We start from the raw sequence: 16,029 nt of genomic DNA, 5'->3' as shown, positions 1-16,029 counted from the left end.
GTTAGCGGTCCTGGGCCAAGGATGGCCCATGACGGCGGCCCACGGTCCAAAGCCGGAGTGAGGGCACACCGAGCCTAGGCGAGGTGCCGAGTGGTGGGGCAAGAGCGTTTTGCTTACTTTTGCGCTGTTCAAAAGTGAGCCGCTGTAAGAGCGGAACCATAAGTGGCCGTTACCTAAATAACGGATATACACCCAAACCCCAGCCATAAAAAAAGGCACGACCCTCACAGGTCGCACCCTCTTCACAAGCCCAAGAGCTGTCAGCTACCCAAAGCCTTGGAAGCCAGCCAGAACAACCCGGCCGACAGGCCCACAGTCGCCGGCAGCGTCAACACCCAAGCCATCAGAATGGTCTTGACGGTGCCACCTTGCAGCCCGCTCTTGTTCGCCACCATGGTCCCCGCCACACCCGAAGACAACACATGGGTCGTGGAAACCGGCAAGCTGAAGATGTTGGCCAGGCCAATCATGCTGGCCGTGGTGATCTGCGCCGACATACCCTGGGCATACGTCATGCCCTGCTTGCCGATCTTCTCACCAATGGTCAGCACCACACGCTTCCAGCCCACCATGGTGCCCAGGCCCAAGGCCAGTGCCACCGCCAGGATCACCCAGAACGGCGCGTACTCGGTGGTCGCCGTCAGGTCCTTGCGCAACTTGTCCAGGTCCGACTTCTCACGCGCATCCAGGCCTGGCAACTTGCCCACCTTCTTCGCGGTGTCATCCAGGCACAACAGATAACGACGCACTTCAATCCGATGCTCGGCGGTCAACGAATGGTAGTCAGAGACACCTTTCAAGGTCCCCAGCAGGGCGTTGATCGTCGGTTCAGTCTGCTGCGGATTGCACTGGAACTTGCCCGGCAAATCGTCTTTCACGCTTTTGCCCAGGGCCAGGAACTCACCGAGGGTTTCTTGATTGCGCTGGTAGAACTGATTCAAGTGCAGCGTGGCGTCGCGGGTGCGCTCGATCTGGTAAGTGGTGCTGCCCAGGTCCAGTACGAACTGCGCCGGCACGATGCCGATCAGTACCAGCATGATCAGGCCAATACCTTTCTGCCCGTCGTTGGAGCCGTGCACGAAGCTCACGGCCATCGCCGAAATCACCAGGACCAGGCGGTTCCAGAACGGCGGGTGCTTCTTGTCGTCGAGCTTGCGGCGCTGGTCCGGTGTCTTGTGCATCTTCGACAGCGGGCGCCACCATTTCAGGCCCAGCAGCACCAGGGCGGCAACCACGAAACCAGCCATCGGCGAGAACACCAGCGAAGCGCCGATATCGATCGCTTTCTGCCAGTTGACGCCGTCAGCCAGGGGAATGTCGTTGATCAGGGCGTTGGCCAGGCCGACACCGAGGATCGAACCGATCAGGGTGTGGGAACTGGACGCCGGGATCCCGAAATACCAGGTGCCGAGGTTCCAGGTGATCGCCGCTGCCAATAATGAGAAGACCATGGCCAGACCGTGGCCGGTGTTCACATTGATCAGCAACTCCACCGGCAGCAGGTGCACGATGGCATACGCAACACCGACCCCACCGAGCAACACGCCGAGGAAGTTGAACACCCCGGAGAAGAACACGGCCAGATGCGGAGGCATGGCTTTGGTATAGATGACTGTGGCAACCGCGTTAGCGGTGTCATGAAAGCCATTGATGAACTCGAAGGCGAGGACAAAGGCCAGGGCGAGCAACAGGCTCACTAGAACCCAAGCATCCAGTCCGCTGAATAAATCGATCATGAAGGTTTTCTGACCCGGTCGTAAGGGGGCGCGATTATGCCAGAAAACATCGGTAATCAATGCACTAGCTGCTCATCGGTAACATTCTTCAACGAAAAAAAATGGGGGGGAGGCGTGCATCCCGGTGTTTTCGGGGCTTTGGCAAGTGATTGATTTATATGGAGGATCCATCAAATTTGCGGGATAAAGCGCCGGAAGGGAATAACTGAAACAATCGTATGAAATTTCGCTAAGGCCACATAACGGGCTTCCCTCCACCAGCGTGGTACTGGCAGAGAGATGGCACCTTTGGAAGCTCAACCCGAAACGCTTATGGCTCTTCGGCTTTGAGGTCCTGTTCAATCTTTTGGATTTCCTGGGCAAAGGCCTGGTCGAGCAGGCTGGCTCGTTTGCGCCATGGCTTGCGTTCAGGTTCTGGCTGGGCGGCGTAGGTGGTGACTTCCCCGCCGTAAACATCCTTGTAACGTTGTTCCTGGCGCTCAAGTTCCGCGCGCAGTTCGTCTTTCGTCACATTGTTACCTAATTGAGTTGAGTTTGATTCCGGCGAAACGCGATGCCGGGAAGTCGCCCCCGGTATACCGTCAATCTGAAGATCAGCGTGGAAAGGTATACAGGAAAAACCACTTCTTTATTGCACGCGGCCACGATACCGGAGAAGAGCAGTTGTCGTAGCAACAGTTTTCTTGTCACAGCCACAAGCAGTTGGCAGGCATTCGAAATGTGTGTCAGGTACTTGCGGCGGAGCCTGCACGCAGCCGGTGCACGACTGGGTGAAATCTATCCTCGGGGTCAGGCGAGGCTGGCTCCTGCACAGGATGCATTATAGCCACGCGCTTGAATAACACTATCGCCAACAAGTTAAAAATCGTCAACTTTGTGTGAGGGTTTTGTTACGCAGGTGTGTGGGGTATTTGCTGAACTATTGGCGCCATAAATCGTGCAATGTTCTACAGGCGTTAATCAACCTTAACTTCTCTCGTACATCAGTCGATTCTGAAAGGCACTCAAATGGATGTAGAGGGGTTCCGGCACCGGTCGGCGGTGACAAATTGCGATAATCGAATGACCGTCCGATAATCGCCCAATGTTGGTTGCCCTACCTTGTGCAGCCATTGCACGGCGGCTTGTAATAGCGGTCACCCTCCCGCAGCGGTTAAAAATAAGAGAAAGGACCCCAAATGAACGATCAATTGCGCAACTCCTTCGCATCAGTGGCGCCGCCGATCGTTGCGTCACCGGCCAAGCGCATCCAGGCGTTTACCGGTGATCCGGATTTCATGACCTCCCTGGCCCGCGGCCTGGCCGTGGTGCAGGCATTCCAGGAGCGCAAGCGCCACCTGACTATCGCCCAGATCAGCCACCGCACGGAAATCCCCCGCGCTGCCGTACGCCGTTGCCTGCATACCCTGATCAAACTCGGCTACGCCACCACCGACGGGCGTACCTATTCGCTGTTGCCCAAGGTGCTGACCCTCGGCCACGCTTACCTGTCGTCCACGCCCCTGGCCGTTTCGGCGCAGCCGTACCTGGACCGCATGAGCGAGCAGCTCCACGAGGCGTGCAACATGGCAACCCTGGAAGGTGATGACATCCTCTACATTGCCCGCTCCGCCACCACCCAACGCCTGATTTCCGTCGACCTTTCCGTGGGCGGCCGTCTCCCGGCCTACTGCACCTCCATGGGCCGTATCCTGCTGGCGGCGCTGGATGACGCCTCGCTGCAGGACTACCTCGACCACGCCGACCTGCAAACCAAGACCAGCCGCACCCTCACCACCCCGCAAGCCTTGCTCGAATGCCTGCAGGAAGTGCGGCAGCAGGGCTGGTGCATTGTCGACCAGGAACTGGAGCAAGGGCTGCGTTCCATCGCCGTGCCGGTGTACGACGCTTCGGGCCAGGTCCTGGCGGCACTGAACGTCAGCACCCATGCCGGGCGGGTCAGCCGCAGCGAGCTGGAGCAGCGTTTCCTGCCGAGCATGCTCAGTGCCAGCCAGGAGCTGAGCGCGCAGCTGTTTGCGTAAGCTGTTCGGTGACCGCACAGATCCCGGCTGGATGAATTGACGGTGTTTCCCAAGGCTTATTAATGTGCGGCAGCGCTTCAAGGCGCCGCCCCAATAATAATGACGACTCAAGGTCGTTCGCCCGCCCATCGGTGTGGAAATAAAAATAATGAATCAGCCTTCACCTGCTGTCGGTACTTGCCTGGACGTTCAGTCCTTCATCAACGCCCAGCCGCTGTCGCGGTATCAGTGGCGAGTGGTGATCCTGTGTTTTCTCATCGTCTTCCTCGACGGCCTCGACACCGCCGCCATGGGCTTCATCGCCCCGGCGCTGTCCCAGGACTGGGGCATCGACCGCGCCAGCCTCGGCCCGGTGATGAGTGCCGCGTTGATCGGCATGGTCTTCGGCGCCCTGGGCTCCGGCCCACTCGCCGACCGCTTCGGGCGCAAGGTGGTGCTGGTGGGGGCGGTGCTGGTGTTTGGGGCCTTCAGCCTGGCCTCGGCCTACAGCAGCAACGTCGATCAACTGCTGATCCTGCGCTTCCTCACCGGTCTCGGCCTGGGCGCCGGCATGCCGAACGCCACGACACTGCTCTCCGAATACACCCCGGAACGCCATAAGTCCCTGCTGGTGACCAGCATGTTCTGCGGCTTCAACCTGGGCATGGCCGGTGGCGGGTTTATCTCGGCCAAGCTGATCCCGGCGTATGGCTGGCACAGCCTGCTGATGATCGGCGGCCTGTTGCCGCTGATCCTCGCGGTGGTGCTGCTGTTCTGGCTGCCGGAGTCGGCGCGTTATCTGGTGGTGCGCAATCGCGGCACCGACAAGGTGCGCAAGACCCTGGCGCCTATCGAGCCGGGCATCGTCGCCCAGGCCTCGAGCTTCAGCGTGCCCGAACAGAAAACCGTCAAGGCGCGCAACGTGTTCGCGGTGATCTTCTCCGGCACCTACAGCGCCGGCACCTTGCTGTTGTGGCTGACGTATTTCATGGGCCTGGTGATTGTTTACCTGCTGACCAGTTGGCTGCCGACCCTGATGCGCGACAGCGGCGCCAGCATGGAACAGGCCGCGTTTATCGGTGCGTTGTTCCAGTTTGGCGGCGTATTGAGTGCGGTCGGCGTGGGCTGGGCGATGGACCGGTTCAATCCCCACAAGGTCATCGGTACCTTCTACCTGCTGGCCGGGGTGTTTGCCTACGCGGTGGGGCAGAGCCTGGGCAATATCACGCTGCTGGCGACTCTGGTGTTGATTGCCGGCATGTGTGTCAACGGTGCGCAGTCGGCGATGCCGTCGCTGGCCGCACGTTTCTACCCGACCCAGGGCCGCGCCACGGGCGTGTCGTGGATGCTCGGCATCGGCCGCTTCGGCGCGATCCTCGGGGCGTGGATGGGCGCGACCTTGCTGGGCCTGGGCTGGAACTTCGAACAGGTGCTGACCGCCCTGGTGATCCCGGCGGCATTGGCCACCACCGCGGTGGTGATCAAGGGCATGGTCAGCCATGCCGACGCTACCTGAAGCGGACCGATAGCAAGACAACAATCCGTTCGATAATCGAACACTCAGTCGATTATCGGATTGTTTGGCCCCGACCCCCGGCTTAATCTTCAAGCACTTCGGCGCTGCCTCCAGCGCCTTTTTCGATCGATACCGGGAGCCCACCCCATGGCTGAAATCCTTTCGCTGGCTGATGCGGTAAAGCAGTTCGTGAATGACGGCGACACCGTTGCACTCGAAGGCTTTACTCACCTGATTCCTACGGCGGCAGGTCATGAAATCATTCGTCAGGGCAAGAAAGACCTGACGCTGGTGCGCATGACGCCTGACCTGATCTACGACCAGTTGATCGGTGCCGGCTGTGCACGCAAGCTGATTTTCTCCTGGGGCGGCAACCCGGGCGTGGGTTCCCTGCATCGCCTGCGGGACGCCGTTGAAAAGCAATGGCCGCAACCGCTGGAGATCGAAGAGCACAGCCACGCCGACCTGGCCAATGCCTACGTCGCCGGTGCCTCCGGCCTGCCATTCGCGGTGTTGCGCGCCTACGCCGGCTCCGACCTGCCCAAGGTCAACCCGCTGATCAAGACCGTGACCTGCCCCTTCACCGGTGAAGTGCTGGCGGCCGTGCCGTCGGTGCGCCCGGACATCACCGTGATCCACGCGCAAAAGGCTGACCGCAAGGGCAACGTGCTGCTGTGGGGCATCCTCGGGGTGCAGAAGGAAGCGGCCCTGGCGGCCAAGCGCTGCATCGTTACCGTTGAAGAAATCGTCGACGACCTCAACGCGCCGATGAACGCCTGCGTGCTGCCGACCTGGGCCCTGACTGCCGTGTGCCATGTGCCGGGTGGCGCGCATCCGTCCTACGCCCACGGTTACACCGAACGTGACAACCGTTTCTACCAGGCCTGGGACCCCATCGCCCGGGACCGTGAGACGTTTACTGCGTGGATCAACGAATACATCCACGGCACCGCCAATTTCAGTGAATTCCAGGCCAAGCTGGCCACCGCGCAGGAGGCCAAATAATGGCTTACTCGACCAACGAAATGATGACCGTCGCCGCCGCGCGCCGCCTGAAGAACGGTTCGGTGTGCTTCGTCGGCATCGGCCTTCCCTCCAAGGCTGCCAACCTGGCGCGCCTGACATCGTCGCCGGATGTGGTGCTGATTTACGAGTCCGGCCCGATTGGCGCCAAGCCTTCGGTGCTGCCGCTGTCCATCGGTGACGGCGAGCTGGCTGAAACCGCTGACACCGTGGTGCCGACCGGTGAGATTTTTCGCTACTGGCTGCAGGGCGGGCGCATTGACGTCGGCTTCCTCGGCGCGGCCCAGGTCGACCGTTTCGGCAATATCAACACCACCGTGGTCGGTGACTACCACCAGCCCAAAGTGCGCCTGCCAGGTGCCGGTGGCGCACCGGAGATCGCCGGCTCCGCGAAGAGCGTGCTGATCATCCTCAAGCAGTCGGCCCGCTCGTTTGTCGACAAGCTGGACTTCATCACCTCGGTCGGCCACGGCGAAGGCGGTGACTCGCGCAAACGCCTGGGTCTGCCAGGCGCCGGTCCTGTAGGGATTATTACCGACCTGTGCATCATGGAGCCGGAGGAGGGCAGCCACGAATTTGTCGTCACCGCCCTGCACCCCGGCGTGACCCGTGAGCAAGTAGTGGCCGCCACCGGTTGGGCGATTCGTTTTGCCGACCAGGTGACCACCAGCGCCGAACCCACCGAGATTGAACTGACTGCCCTGCGCGACCTTGAGGCACGCACCGCTGCCGCCCACGGCCAAGCCCCCGGAGAAGCCTGATGCGCGACGTATTTATCTGTGACGCCATTCGTACCCCTATCGGCCGTTTTGGCGGTGGCTTGTCCACCGTGCGCGCCGATGACCTGGCGGCACTGCCGATCAAGGCGCTGATGGAACGCAACCCATCGGTGGACTGGAGCGCGGTGGACGAAGTGTTCCTCGGCTGCGCCAACCAGGCCGGCGAAGACAACCGCAACGTGGCGCGCATGGCGGCATTGTTGGCGGGCCTTCCGGAGAGCATTCCCGGCGTCACCCTGAACCGCCTGTGCGCTTCGGGCATGGACGCGATCGGCACGGCCTTCCGCGCCATCGCCAGCGGCGAGATGGAACTGGCGATTGCCGGTGGCGTCGAGTCGATGTCCCGCGCGCCGTTCGTGATGGGCAAGGCCGATGCGGCGTTCTCGCGCAACATGAAGCTGGAAGACACCACCATCGGCTGGCGCTTTATCAATCCGTTGATGAAGGCCCAGTACGGCGTCGACCCGATGCCGCAAACCGCTGACAACGTGGCCGACGACTATAAAGTCTCCCGCGCCGACCAGGACGCCTTCGCCCTGCGCAGCCAGCAACGTACGGCCGCTGCACAGGCCGTCGGTTTCTTCGCCGAAGAAATCGTACCGGTGCGTGTCGCCCACAAAAAAGGCGAAACCATGGTCGAGCACGACGAGCATCCACGGGCCGATACCACCCTGGAAGCCCTGGCCAAACTCAAGCCGGTCAACGGCCCGGACAAGACCGTCACCGCAGGCAACGCCTCTGGTGTGAACGATGGTGCCGCCGCGCTGATTCTGGCCTCTGCTGAAGCCGTCAAAAAACACGGCCTGACCGCCCGCGCCCGGGTGCTGGGCATGGCCAGCGCAGGTGTGGCGCCGCGTGTGATGGGCATCGGCCCGGTGCCGGCGGTGCGCAAACTGGTGGAACGCCTGGGCCTGGCGGTAACTGATTTCGATGTGATCGAACTCAACGAAGCCTTCGCCAGCCAGGGCCTGGCCGTGCTGCGCGAGCTGGGGATTGCCGACGACGCACCGCAGGTCAACCCGAACGGCGGCGCGATTGCCCTTGGCCATCCGCTGGGCATGAGCGGTGCGCGCCTGGTACTGACCGCGCTGCATCAGCTGGAAAAAAACGGTGGCAGCAAAGGCCTGGCGACCATGTGCGTCGGTGTGGGCCAAGGCCTGGCCCTGGCGATCGAACGCGTTTGAGACCCACAAGAATAAAGAGGATTGCTCCATGAGTGACAAGCCCGGATACCGGCGCCCGCAAGCGGGTACTCAGCCTGATTACCTGCACCCGGCCTACCAGTCGACGAACCTGCGTTCGCCGTCCAAGCCGTTGGTGTTCCTGCCCCATTCCTTGTCGGAAATCACCGGCCCGACCATCGGCGCCGAGCGCGTCAACGAGAAGGACAACGACCTGACCGCCCAGCACGAAGGCGAGCCCCAGGGCGAACGCATCATCATTCATGGGCGCGTGCTGGATGAAAACGGCCTGCCCGTTCCCGGCATCCTCGTGGAAATCTGGCAGGCCAACGCTGCCGGCCGCTACAACCACAAGCGCGACCAGCACGACGCACCGCTGGACCCGAATTTCACCGGCACCGGGCGTACCGTCACCGACGCCGACGGCTGGTACCAGTTCCAGACCATCAAGCCAGGCGCCTACCCGTGGGGCAATCACCACAACGCGTGGCGCCCGGCGCACATCCACTTCTCGCTGTTCGGCCCGAGTGTGCTGACGCGGTTGGTGACGCAGATGTATTTCCCCGGTGACCCGCTGCTGGCCTACGACCCAATCTACAACTGCGTCCCGGACACGTCCGCCAAGGAGCGCCTGATCGCCTCGTTCGATCTGGAAAAAACCATTCCGCACTATGCCCTCGGCTACCGCTGGGACATCGTCCTGCGCGGCCGCGACGCCACGCCGATGGAGAAATGAGATGAGCCTCAACGCGACTACTTCCCACACCGTCGGGCCGTATTACCACATCGGCCTGACCTGGCTGAACCGCGAAGACCTGACCGTTGCCGCCACCCTCGGCGAGCGCGTGGCGATCACCGGGCAGGTGGTGGATGGCAATGGCGATGTGGTCAACGACGCCATGCTGGAAGTCTGGCAGGCCAATGCGGCCGGCAAGTACGACCATCCCGAGGATGAGCAGGACAAACCGGTGGACCCGAACTTCGAAGGCTTCGGCCGGGTGCCGGTGGATGCCGAAGGGCGGTTTCGCTTTACCACCATCAAGCCGGGCAGTGTGCCGGGGTTGAAGGGCACGACCCAGGCGCCGCACCTGGTGGTGCTGGTGTTTGCCCGTGGGCTGGTGAAGCACCTGCTGACGCGGATTTACTTTGACGGTGAAGCGGCGAATGGGGATGACGCGCTGCTGGCGTGTGTGCCGCAGGAGCGCCGCCGCACGTTGATCGCCAAGGCGGATGCGGCGGGTGTGTATCAGTGGAATGTGATTTTGCAGGGCACAGACGAAGAGACGGTGTTCTTCGATTATTGAGTGGGTTGCGGATTTATCGCAGGCAAGCCAGCTCCCACAGGGGAATGCATTCCAAATGTGGGAGCCGGGCTTGCCCGCGATGAGGCCGGCCCAGGCAACAAATATCCAAAAGTCTGCTTGCGGAACATGGTTGTTGCAAAGTATGTCTAGGCTATAACCGTTCCCACTGAGTGAAAAAACATGACAACAAAAACCAGCCACTACACCGGAGAAGAACGCAGCAAAAGGATTTTTGCGATTGTCGGTGCATCTTCCGGCAACCTCGTCGAATGGTTCGACTTCTACGTCTATGCCTTCTGCGCCATCTATTTCGCCCCGGCGTTTTTCCCGTCGGACGACCCCACCGTGCAACTGCTGAACACCGCCGGCGTGTTCGCCGCCGGCTTCCTGATGCGCCCTATCGGCGGCTGGCTGTTCGGCCGGGTGGCGGATAAACACGGTCGCAAGAATTCGATGATGATCTCGGTGCTGATGATGTGCGCCGGTTCCCTGGTCATCGCCTTTTTGCCCACCTACAAAGACATCGGCGCCTGGGCCCCGGCCCTGCTGTTGGTCGCCCGGTTGTTCCAGGGCCTGTCGGTAGGCGGCGAATACGGCACCACTGCCACCTACATGAGTGAAGTCGCCCTCAAGGGCCAGCGCGGGTTCTTCGCCTCGTTCCAGTACGTGACCCTGATCGGCGGGCAACTGCTGGCGGTGTTGGTGGTGGTGATCCTGCAACAGATCCTCACCGAAGAAGAACTGCGGGCCTGGGGCTGGCGCATTCCGTTCGTGATCGGCGCCATTGCGGCGGTGATCTCGCTGTTGCTGCGTCGCACCCTGAAAGAAACCACCAGCAAGGAAATGCGTGAAGACAAGGACGCCGGCAGCATTGCCGCGCTGTTCCGCGATCACAAGGCGGCGTTTATCACCGTGCTCGGCTACACCGCCGGCGGCTCGCTGATTTTCTACACGTTCACCACCTACATGCAGAAGTACCTGGTGAACACCGCCGGGATGCACGCCAAGACCGCCAGCTACATCATGACCGGCGCGCTGTTCTTCTACATGTGCATGCAGCCGGTGTTCGGCATGCTGGCGGACAAGATTGGCCGCCGTAACTCGATGCTGTGGTTCGGTGCCCTGGGCACGCTGTGCACTGTACCAATCCTGTTGACCCTGAAAACCGTCAGCAGCCCGTTCCTGGCTTTTGTGCTGATCACCCTGGCCCTGGCCATCGTGAGCTTCTACACCTCCATCAGCGGCCTGGTGAAAGCCGAAATGTTCCCGCCACAAGTACGCGCACTGGGCGTGGGCCTGGCGTATGCGGTGGCGAACGCGATCTTCGGCGGTTCGGCGGAATATGTGGCCTTGGGGCTCAAGTCCATGGGCATGGAGAACACCTTCTACTGGTACGTCACGGCGATGATGGCGGTGGCGTTCCTGTTCAGCTTGCGCCTGCCCAAAGAGGCGGCGTATTTGCACCACGATCTGTAACCGGCTGGCGCATGCCCGTTGCCGGGTATGCGCCACCTAGGGATGTGTTATGACGATGCGCACGAGCAACCAACTGTTCGACGCCTACTTCACCGCCAACGGCATGGCCGAAGTGTTCTGCGACCAGGGGCGTTTGCAGGGCATGCTGGATTTCGAAGCGGCGCTGGCCCGGGCCGAGGCTCAGGTCGGGTTGATCCCGCAAGCGGCCGTCGCGCCCATTGCCCAGGCCTGCCTGGCTTCTCTCTACGACGTAGATGCCCTCGGCGACGCCATCGCCACCGCAGGCAACTCTGCGATTCCGTTGGTCAAGGCCCTCGGCAAGTTGATCGCCAGCGAAGATGCCGGCGCCGAACGTTATGTGCATCTGGGCGCTACCAGCCAGGATGTGATGGACACCGGCCTGGTGCTGCAACTGCGCAGTGCGGTCGAGCTGATCGAACATGACCTGGCGCGGTTGGGGGACATTCTTGCCGCCCAGGCCCAGCGTTACGGGACAACTCCTTTGGCGGGCCGGACCTGGCTGCAGCATGCAACGCCGGTCACGCTGGGCATGAAGATCGCCGGTTGGCTCGGCGCAGTCACCCGCAACCTGCAGCGCCTCAGTGAGCTCAAGCCGCGTTTGCTGGTGCTGCAATTTGGCGGTGCTTCCGGAACCCTGGCGGCCCTCGGTGAACAGGCGATGCCGGTGGCGCAAGCACTGGCCGCCGAGTTGCAGCTGGGCCTGCCGGAGCAACCCTGGCACACCCAGCGCGACCGCCTGGTGGAGTTTGCCTCGGTGCTCGGTTTGATCGCCGGCAGCCTCGGCAAGCTGGGTCGCGACATCAGCCTGCTGATGCAGACCGAAGCGGCGGAAGTATTTGAGCCGTCGGCCCCCGGCAAGGGCGGCTCTTCGACCATGCCCCACAAGCGCAACCCGGTGGGCGCTGCCGTGCTGATCAGCGCTGCCACGCGAGTGCCCGGCCTGGTGGCAACGATGTTCAGCGCGATGCCCCAGGAACACGAACGCAGCCTGGGCCTGTGGCACGCCGAATGGGAAACCCTGCCGGAGATTTGCCGGCTGGTATCCGGTGCATTGCATCAGGCGCTGCTGGTCAGCGAAGGCCTGGAAGTCGACCCCCGGCGCATGGTCCAAAACCTTGATCTGACCCAGGGCCTGGTACTGGCCGAAGCGGTCAGCATCGTCCTCGCCCAGCGCCTGGGCCGCGAAACCGCGCACCATCTGCTGGAACAATGCTGCAAACGCGCCGTCGCCGACGGGCGCCACCTGCGGGCGGTGCTGGGGGATGAACCGCAAGTGACTGCCGAGCTTTCGGCGGCCGAACTCGATCGCCTGCTGGACCCGGCGCACTACCTGGGCCAGGCGCACACCTGGGTCACCCGGGCCGTGGCCGAACATTTTGCTTTGACTGCCTGAGGAGGCTGCTGTGGGATTTGTACAACTCGCCGATGGCGAACTGAACTACCAACTCGATGGCCCCGAAGATGCACCGGTACTGGTGCTGTCCAACTCCCTGGGCACCGACCTGCATATGTGGGACATCCAGATCGAGGCGTTCACCCAGTACTTCCGGGTGCTGCGTTTCGACACCCGCGGCCATGGCAAGTCGCTGGTCACCGAAGGCCCCTACAGCATCGAGCAATTGGGCCGTGACGTGTTGGCGCTGCTGGATGCGTTGCAGATCGAGCGCGCGCATTTCTGCGGGTTGTCCATGGGCGGCCTGATCGGCCAGTGGCTGGGGATCAACGCGGGTGAGCGTTTGCGCCGGCTGGTGGTGTGCAACACCGCCGCGAAGATCGGCACGCCGGAGATCTGGAACCCGCGGATCGAGATGGTCCTGCGCGACGGTGCGGCCGCGATGGTTGCCCTGCGTGATGCGTCAATTGCCCGCTGGTTCACCGCCGACTTCGCCGAGGCTCATCCTGACCAGGCCAAGCTGATCACCGATATGCTGGCGGCGACTGATCCCCAGGGTTATGCCGCAAACTGCGCGGCCGTGCGCGACGCGGATTTCCGCGAGCAACTGGCGTCGATCAAGGTGCCGACCCTGGTGATCGCAGGCAGCGAAGATGCGGTGACGCCGCCGGCGGGTGGGCACTTTATCCAGGCGCATGTGCAGGGCGCCGAGTATGCCGAGTTCTATGCCGCGCACTTGTCCAACGTGCAAGCCGGCGCGGCGTTCAGCGACCGTGTGCTGGAATTTCTGCTATCGCGCTGAGTATCGCTGAACCCTGTGGCGAGGGAGCTTGCTCCCGTTGGGCTGCGTAGCAGCCCCTGAGCAGCCGCAACCCAACTATTTGTAAAACCCTGCAGCGGCCTCACTGGGGCCGCTGCGCGACCCAACGGGAGCAAGCTCCCTCGCCACAGGTATGTGCCTGTCGTCACCGTTGCATGAGGAGCGTTTTGTGGACGAGAAACAACGTTATGCCGAAGGCCTGCAAGTGCGCCGCGAAGTGCTGGGCGACGCCCACGTCGACCGCAGCCTCAACGCCCTGACCGAGTTCAACAGCGAGTTCCAGGAAATGATCACCCGCCACGCCTGGGGTGATATCTGGACCCGCCCGGGCCTGCCGCGGCATACCCGCAGCCTGATCACCATCGCCATGCTCATCGGCATGAACCGCAGCGAAGAGCTGAAGCTGCACCTGCGCGCCGCCGCGAGCAACGGTGTGACCCGCGCCGAGATCAAGGAAGTGCTGATGCAGAGCGCGATCTATTGCGGGATTCCGGCGGCGAATGCGACGTTTCACTTGGCCGAGTCGGTGTGGGATGAGTTGGGGGTAGAGTCGCGCGCCTAGTGCGAGTCAGCGTCCCACACCCAATTCCACACACCTGGCAGGTGCACCACTTCGTCGGCGCTTTTTACCGTGCGGGCCATGGCGGCTCGCTGCAAGGTTGTCCGGTCGGTGTAGAAAGGCTGTGTGGCGAGGGGCACGCCATTGATATGGGCGCTGTCCAGCAGGATTTGCAGGTATTCCTTCAAGTGCCAGGCGGTGTAGCGGTTGATATCGTGGAAGGTCACCACCACCGGGATCACGCCGTCCACCGTCGGTAATTCGCCTTTGGCGATGCGCTCACGCACCACCGAGAGTTGGCGTATCAGGTTTTCCCGTCGACGCGGGCTGCCGTTGAACACCCAGATCACCCCATCGTTTGCACTCAGGTCGGTCAGCAACACATGCATGCCGTGTTGCTGATAGGCGGCGAAGGTGCGCTTGTCGTAGTTCCAGAACGGCGGGCGTACCAGTGTGGGCGGTTGGCCGGTGATGGAGGTGAGGGTCGATGAACCCAGGCTGAGGTAGTGCTCCAGTTCAGCCGGATTCTGCAAGCGATGGTTGCTGTGCCACGGGGTCGCGGTGTGGAAGCCCAGGATATGGCCGGCCGCGTATTCGCGCTCCATGGTCTTGTAGCCCCGCGGGTTGCCGCCGGAGCGGGGCGCCTCGGTCTGCAGGAAGAACACCGCCTTGATCCCCGGCTGTATCGGGTTGTTCGCCAGGTCCGCCATCACCGAACGGCTGGGGTTCATGAAGCCCGAGGCGCTGGGGCCGTCATCGAAGGTCAGCAAAAAACGGATTGGCGCCTCGGTTTTCAGGCGTTGTTCGGTTTGCGGTGTCAGCGCCAGAGGCGGGCCGATGCAACCGCTGAGGCTCAGGGCCAGGGCTAGTGCGGCCGATACGGTGGCGAAGTGTTTCATGGCGGACTCGAATGACATTGGCTGCTGGGGCGGGTCATCCATGACACGCGCGCACCATACAACAAGACTGTCGAGGCTTTACAGCAGGCTTATCGGGTAACTGACGATCAACCGGTTTTCATCAAACTCGTTGTTATTGTAGTCCCGGCGCATGCTGGAGTTACGCCAGCGCACATTGAGATTCTTCAGCGCTCCGCTCTGCACCACGTAGGCCACTTCACTTTCCCGTCCCCATTCCTTGCCATCGGTCACCGTGCCGCTGTGTACGTTGCTGCCGCTGATGTAGCGGTTCATCAGCGTGAGGCCCGGAATACCCAGGGCGGCGAAGTTATAGTCATGGCGTACCTGCCAGGATTTTTCCTGGGCGTTGTCGTAGCTGGCGTTGTAGCTGTCGTTGGCCAGGGTGCCGCCGCTGGTGCCGTTGACGCGCATCCAGGCGCTGTTGCCGGTGAGTTTTTGCAGGCCGACGTAGAACGTGTTGCCGCCGTATCGGGCCGAGAACAGTCCGGACCAGGTCTTGTTGTCGAGGTCACCGGCGCGGGCGCTGCCGTCGTCCTTGCCATAGAAGAACCCGAGGTTGGCGCCCAGGGTCCAGTCGCCCACCGGTTGGCTGTGGATCAGGTTGAGGTATTGCTGGCTGTAGATGTCCTTGAGTTGGGCGTTCCACACACCGATCTGGGTGCGTTTGTCGTTGAAGGCATATTCGCCGCCCTGGAAGTTGAAGCGGTCGGAGGTGAACGCGGTTTTCCCGAACATGGACATGTCGGTCATGCTGCTGTCGTCCCGTGGGCTGTTGGCGCGGAACTGGCCGCCGTACAGGGTCAGGCCGTCGATCTCCTTGGAGGTGATTTGCCCGCCGCGCAGGGTTTGCGGGAGCGAGCGGCCATCGTCCGAACGCAGGATCGGCAGCACCGGCATCCATTCGCCGACTTTCNNGGTCCAGCGGCAACAGCTGGGTGCCACCCGTGCCGCGCCCGCCATCGAGCTTCAATGAGTACAGGCCCAGTACATCCACGCCGAAACCGACGGTGCCCTGGGTAAAGCCGGATTTGGCGTCGAGGATGAAACTTTGCGTCCACTCCTGTGCGCCGCCCTGGGTCTTGGTGGGATTGGTGTAGTTGCGGTTGAAGAAGAAATTACGCAGGTTGAGGTTGGCGCTGGCGTCTTCCAGGAAGCCGTGTTCTTCAGCGACAACGGGGAGGGCAATGCTGGCGACAGCGATTGCCAGCAAAAGCCGGCGCGGGTCGAAAGTGCTCATGGTGTCAGACCTGTTGTTATTGGGGTTATGCAGGTGGCGGCCATGGTGCGGGGCGGTGCGGGGG

Annotated in this window: 14 protein-coding genes and 2 pseudogenes; 12 read left to right on the top strand and 4 right to left on the bottom strand. The window is 62.1% G+C overall.

Features of this window, described 5'->3' with window-relative positions; genetic code table 11:
• Window positions 1-260: 260 nt before the first annotated feature.
• Both HX873_RS25870 and HX873_RS25865 read right to left on the bottom strand, forming a co-directional pair.
• Entirely contained in the window at window positions 261-1,736 is a 1,476-nt protein-coding gene (locus HX873_RS25870) for an inorganic phosphate transporter (RefSeq protein ID WP_003219836.1), read from the bottom strand.
• 310 nt (window positions 1,737-2,046) lie between these two features.
• Window positions 2,047-2,247 carry a hypothetical protein gene (locus HX873_RS25865; protein WP_003219834.1) on the bottom strand — a complete coding sequence of 67 codons (201 nt, stop codon included), beginning with the start codon at window positions 2,245-2,247 and terminating at the stop codon, window positions 2,047-2,049.
• Between the two features lie 667 nt (window positions 2,248-2,914).
• Here HX873_RS25865 and pcaR point away from each other — a divergent pair.
• The 11 genes from pcaR to pcaC all read left to right on the top strand — a co-directional run bounded on the left by pcaR (window position 2,915) and on the right by pcaC (window position 13,811).
• Window positions 2,915-3,757: a pca regulon transcriptional regulator PcaR gene (gene pcaR, locus HX873_RS25860; protein WP_003219833.1), complete on the top strand. Its 843-nt coding sequence runs from the start codon at window positions 2,915-2,917 to the stop codon at window positions 3,755-3,757.
• A gap of 148 nt (window positions 3,758-3,905) precedes the next feature.
• On the top strand, window positions 3,906-5,252 hold the full coding sequence (locus tag HX873_RS25855) for an MFS transporter (RefSeq protein ID WP_003219832.1): 1,347 nt from the start codon (window positions 3,906-3,908) through the stop codon (window positions 5,250-5,252).
• A 147-nt stretch (window positions 5,253-5,399) separates the two neighbouring features.
• The gene (locus tag HX873_RS25850; protein ID WP_003219830.1) at window positions 5,400-6,257 is read left to right on the top strand and encodes a CoA transferase subunit A; all 858 of its coding nucleotides are present in this window, start codon (window positions 5,400-5,402) and stop codon (window positions 6,255-6,257) included.
• Window positions 6,254-7,036, top strand: coding sequence for a CoA-transferase subunit beta (locus tag HX873_RS25845; RefSeq protein WP_172834582.1), 783 nt, complete (start codon window positions 6,254-6,256; stop codon window positions 7,034-7,036). Before HX873_RS25850 ends, HX873_RS25845 begins: the two co-directional genes overlap by 4 nt.
• Window positions 7,033-8,238 carry a 3-oxoadipyl-CoA thiolase gene (pcaF, locus tag HX873_RS25840; RefSeq protein WP_177123402.1) on the top strand — a complete coding sequence of 402 codons (1,206 nt, stop codon included), beginning with the start codon at window positions 7,033-7,035 and terminating at the stop codon, window positions 8,236-8,238. Before HX873_RS25845 ends, pcaF begins: the two co-directional genes overlap by 4 nt.
• Before the next feature lie 28 nt (window positions 8,239-8,266).
• Entirely contained in the window at window positions 8,267-8,971 is a 705-nt protein-coding gene (pcaH, locus tag HX873_RS25835; RefSeq protein WP_003219824.1) for a protocatechuate 3,4-dioxygenase subunit beta, read from the top strand.
• A 1-nt stretch (window position 8,972) separates the two neighbouring features.
• Window positions 8,973-9,539 (top strand): protocatechuate 3,4-dioxygenase subunit alpha, encoded by a 567-nt coding sequence (pcaG, locus tag HX873_RS25830; RefSeq protein ID WP_003219820.1) that lies wholly within the window; start codon window positions 8,973-8,975, stop codon window positions 9,537-9,539.
• Window positions 9,540-9,719: 180 nt separating this feature from the next.
• A complete protein-coding gene (locus HX873_RS25825) occupies window positions 9,720-11,015 on the top strand; it encodes an MFS family transporter (protein ID WP_003219818.1) in 1,296 nt (431 codons plus the stop codon).
• Between the two features lie 49 nt (window positions 11,016-11,064).
• On the top strand, window positions 11,065-12,429 hold the full coding sequence (locus tag HX873_RS25820; RefSeq protein ID WP_177123401.1) for a 3-carboxy-cis,cis-muconate cycloisomerase: 1,365 nt from the start codon (window positions 11,065-11,067) through the stop codon (window positions 12,427-12,429).
• A 10-nt stretch (window positions 12,430-12,439) separates the two neighbouring features.
• The gene (gene pcaD / locus HX873_RS25815; RefSeq protein ID WP_003219815.1) at window positions 12,440-13,231 is read left to right on the top strand and encodes a 3-oxoadipate enol-lactonase; all 792 of its coding nucleotides are present in this window, start codon (window positions 12,440-12,442) and stop codon (window positions 13,229-13,231) included.
• 187 nt (window positions 13,232-13,418) lie between these two features.
• Window positions 13,419-13,811 (top strand): 4-carboxymuconolactone decarboxylase, encoded by a 393-nt coding sequence (gene pcaC, locus HX873_RS25810; protein ID WP_003219813.1) that lies wholly within the window; start codon window positions 13,419-13,421, stop codon window positions 13,809-13,811.
• Here the strand turns inward: pcaC and HX873_RS25805 are convergent.
• Window positions 13,808-14,749 (bottom strand): polysaccharide deacetylase family protein, encoded by a 942-nt coding sequence (locus HX873_RS25805; protein WP_003219811.1) that lies wholly within the window; start codon window positions 14,747-14,749, stop codon window positions 13,808-13,810. The two genes, pcaC and HX873_RS25805, sit on opposite strands and share 4 nt — an antisense overlap.
• Window positions 14,750-14,785: 36 nt before the next feature.
• Window positions 14,786-15,878 (bottom strand): annotated as a pseudogene (locus tag HX873_RS25800) (OprD family porin).
• On the opposite strand from HX873_RS25800, the pseudogene HX873_RS31855 reads away from it, so the two are divergent.
• Window positions 15,777-16,029: pseudogene (locus HX873_RS31855) on the top strand (hypothetical protein); the annotation flags it as partial. The pseudogenes HX873_RS25800 and HX873_RS31855 overlap by 102 nt on opposite strands.

The organism is Pseudomonas sp. P7758 (assembly GCF_013386485.1).
GTDB lineage: Bacteria > Pseudomonadota > Gammaproteobacteria > Pseudomonadales > Pseudomonadaceae > Aquipseudomonas.
This window is presented reverse-complemented; position numbering and strand designations above follow the sequence as displayed.

Excerpts from the sequence above, each read along its gene's own strand:
- HX873_RS25870 (WP_003219836.1), bottom strand. The coding sequence starts at position 1,736 with ATGATCGATTTATTCAGCGGACTGGATGCTTGGGTTCTAGTGAGCCTG.
- pcaR (WP_003219833.1), top strand. The coding sequence starts at position 2,915 with ATGAACGATCAATTGCGCAACTCCTTCGCATCAGTGGCGCCGCCGATC.
- HX873_RS25855 (WP_003219832.1), top strand. The coding sequence starts at position 3,906 with ATGAATCAGCCTTCACCTGCTGTCGGTACTTGCCTGGACGTTCAGTCC.
- HX873_RS25850 (WP_003219830.1), top strand. The coding sequence starts at position 5,400 with ATGGCTGAAATCCTTTCGCTGGCTGATGCGGTAAAGCAGTTCGTGAAT.
- pcaH (WP_003219824.1), top strand. The coding sequence starts at position 8,267 with ATGAGTGACAAGCCCGGATACCGGCGCCCGCAAGCGGGTACTCAGCCT.
- pcaG (WP_003219820.1), top strand. The coding sequence starts at position 8,973 with ATGAGCCTCAACGCGACTACTTCCCACACCGTCGGGCCGTATTACCAC.
- HX873_RS25825 (WP_003219818.1), top strand. The coding sequence starts at position 9,720 with ATGACAACAAAAACCAGCCACTACACCGGAGAAGAACGCAGCAAAAGG.
- HX873_RS25820 (WP_177123401.1), top strand. The coding sequence starts at position 11,065 with ATGACGATGCGCACGAGCAACCAACTGTTCGACGCCTACTTCACCGCC.
- HX873_RS25805 (WP_003219811.1), bottom strand. The coding sequence starts at position 14,749 with ATGGATGACCCGCCCCAGCAGCCAATGTCATTCGAGTCCGCCATGAAA.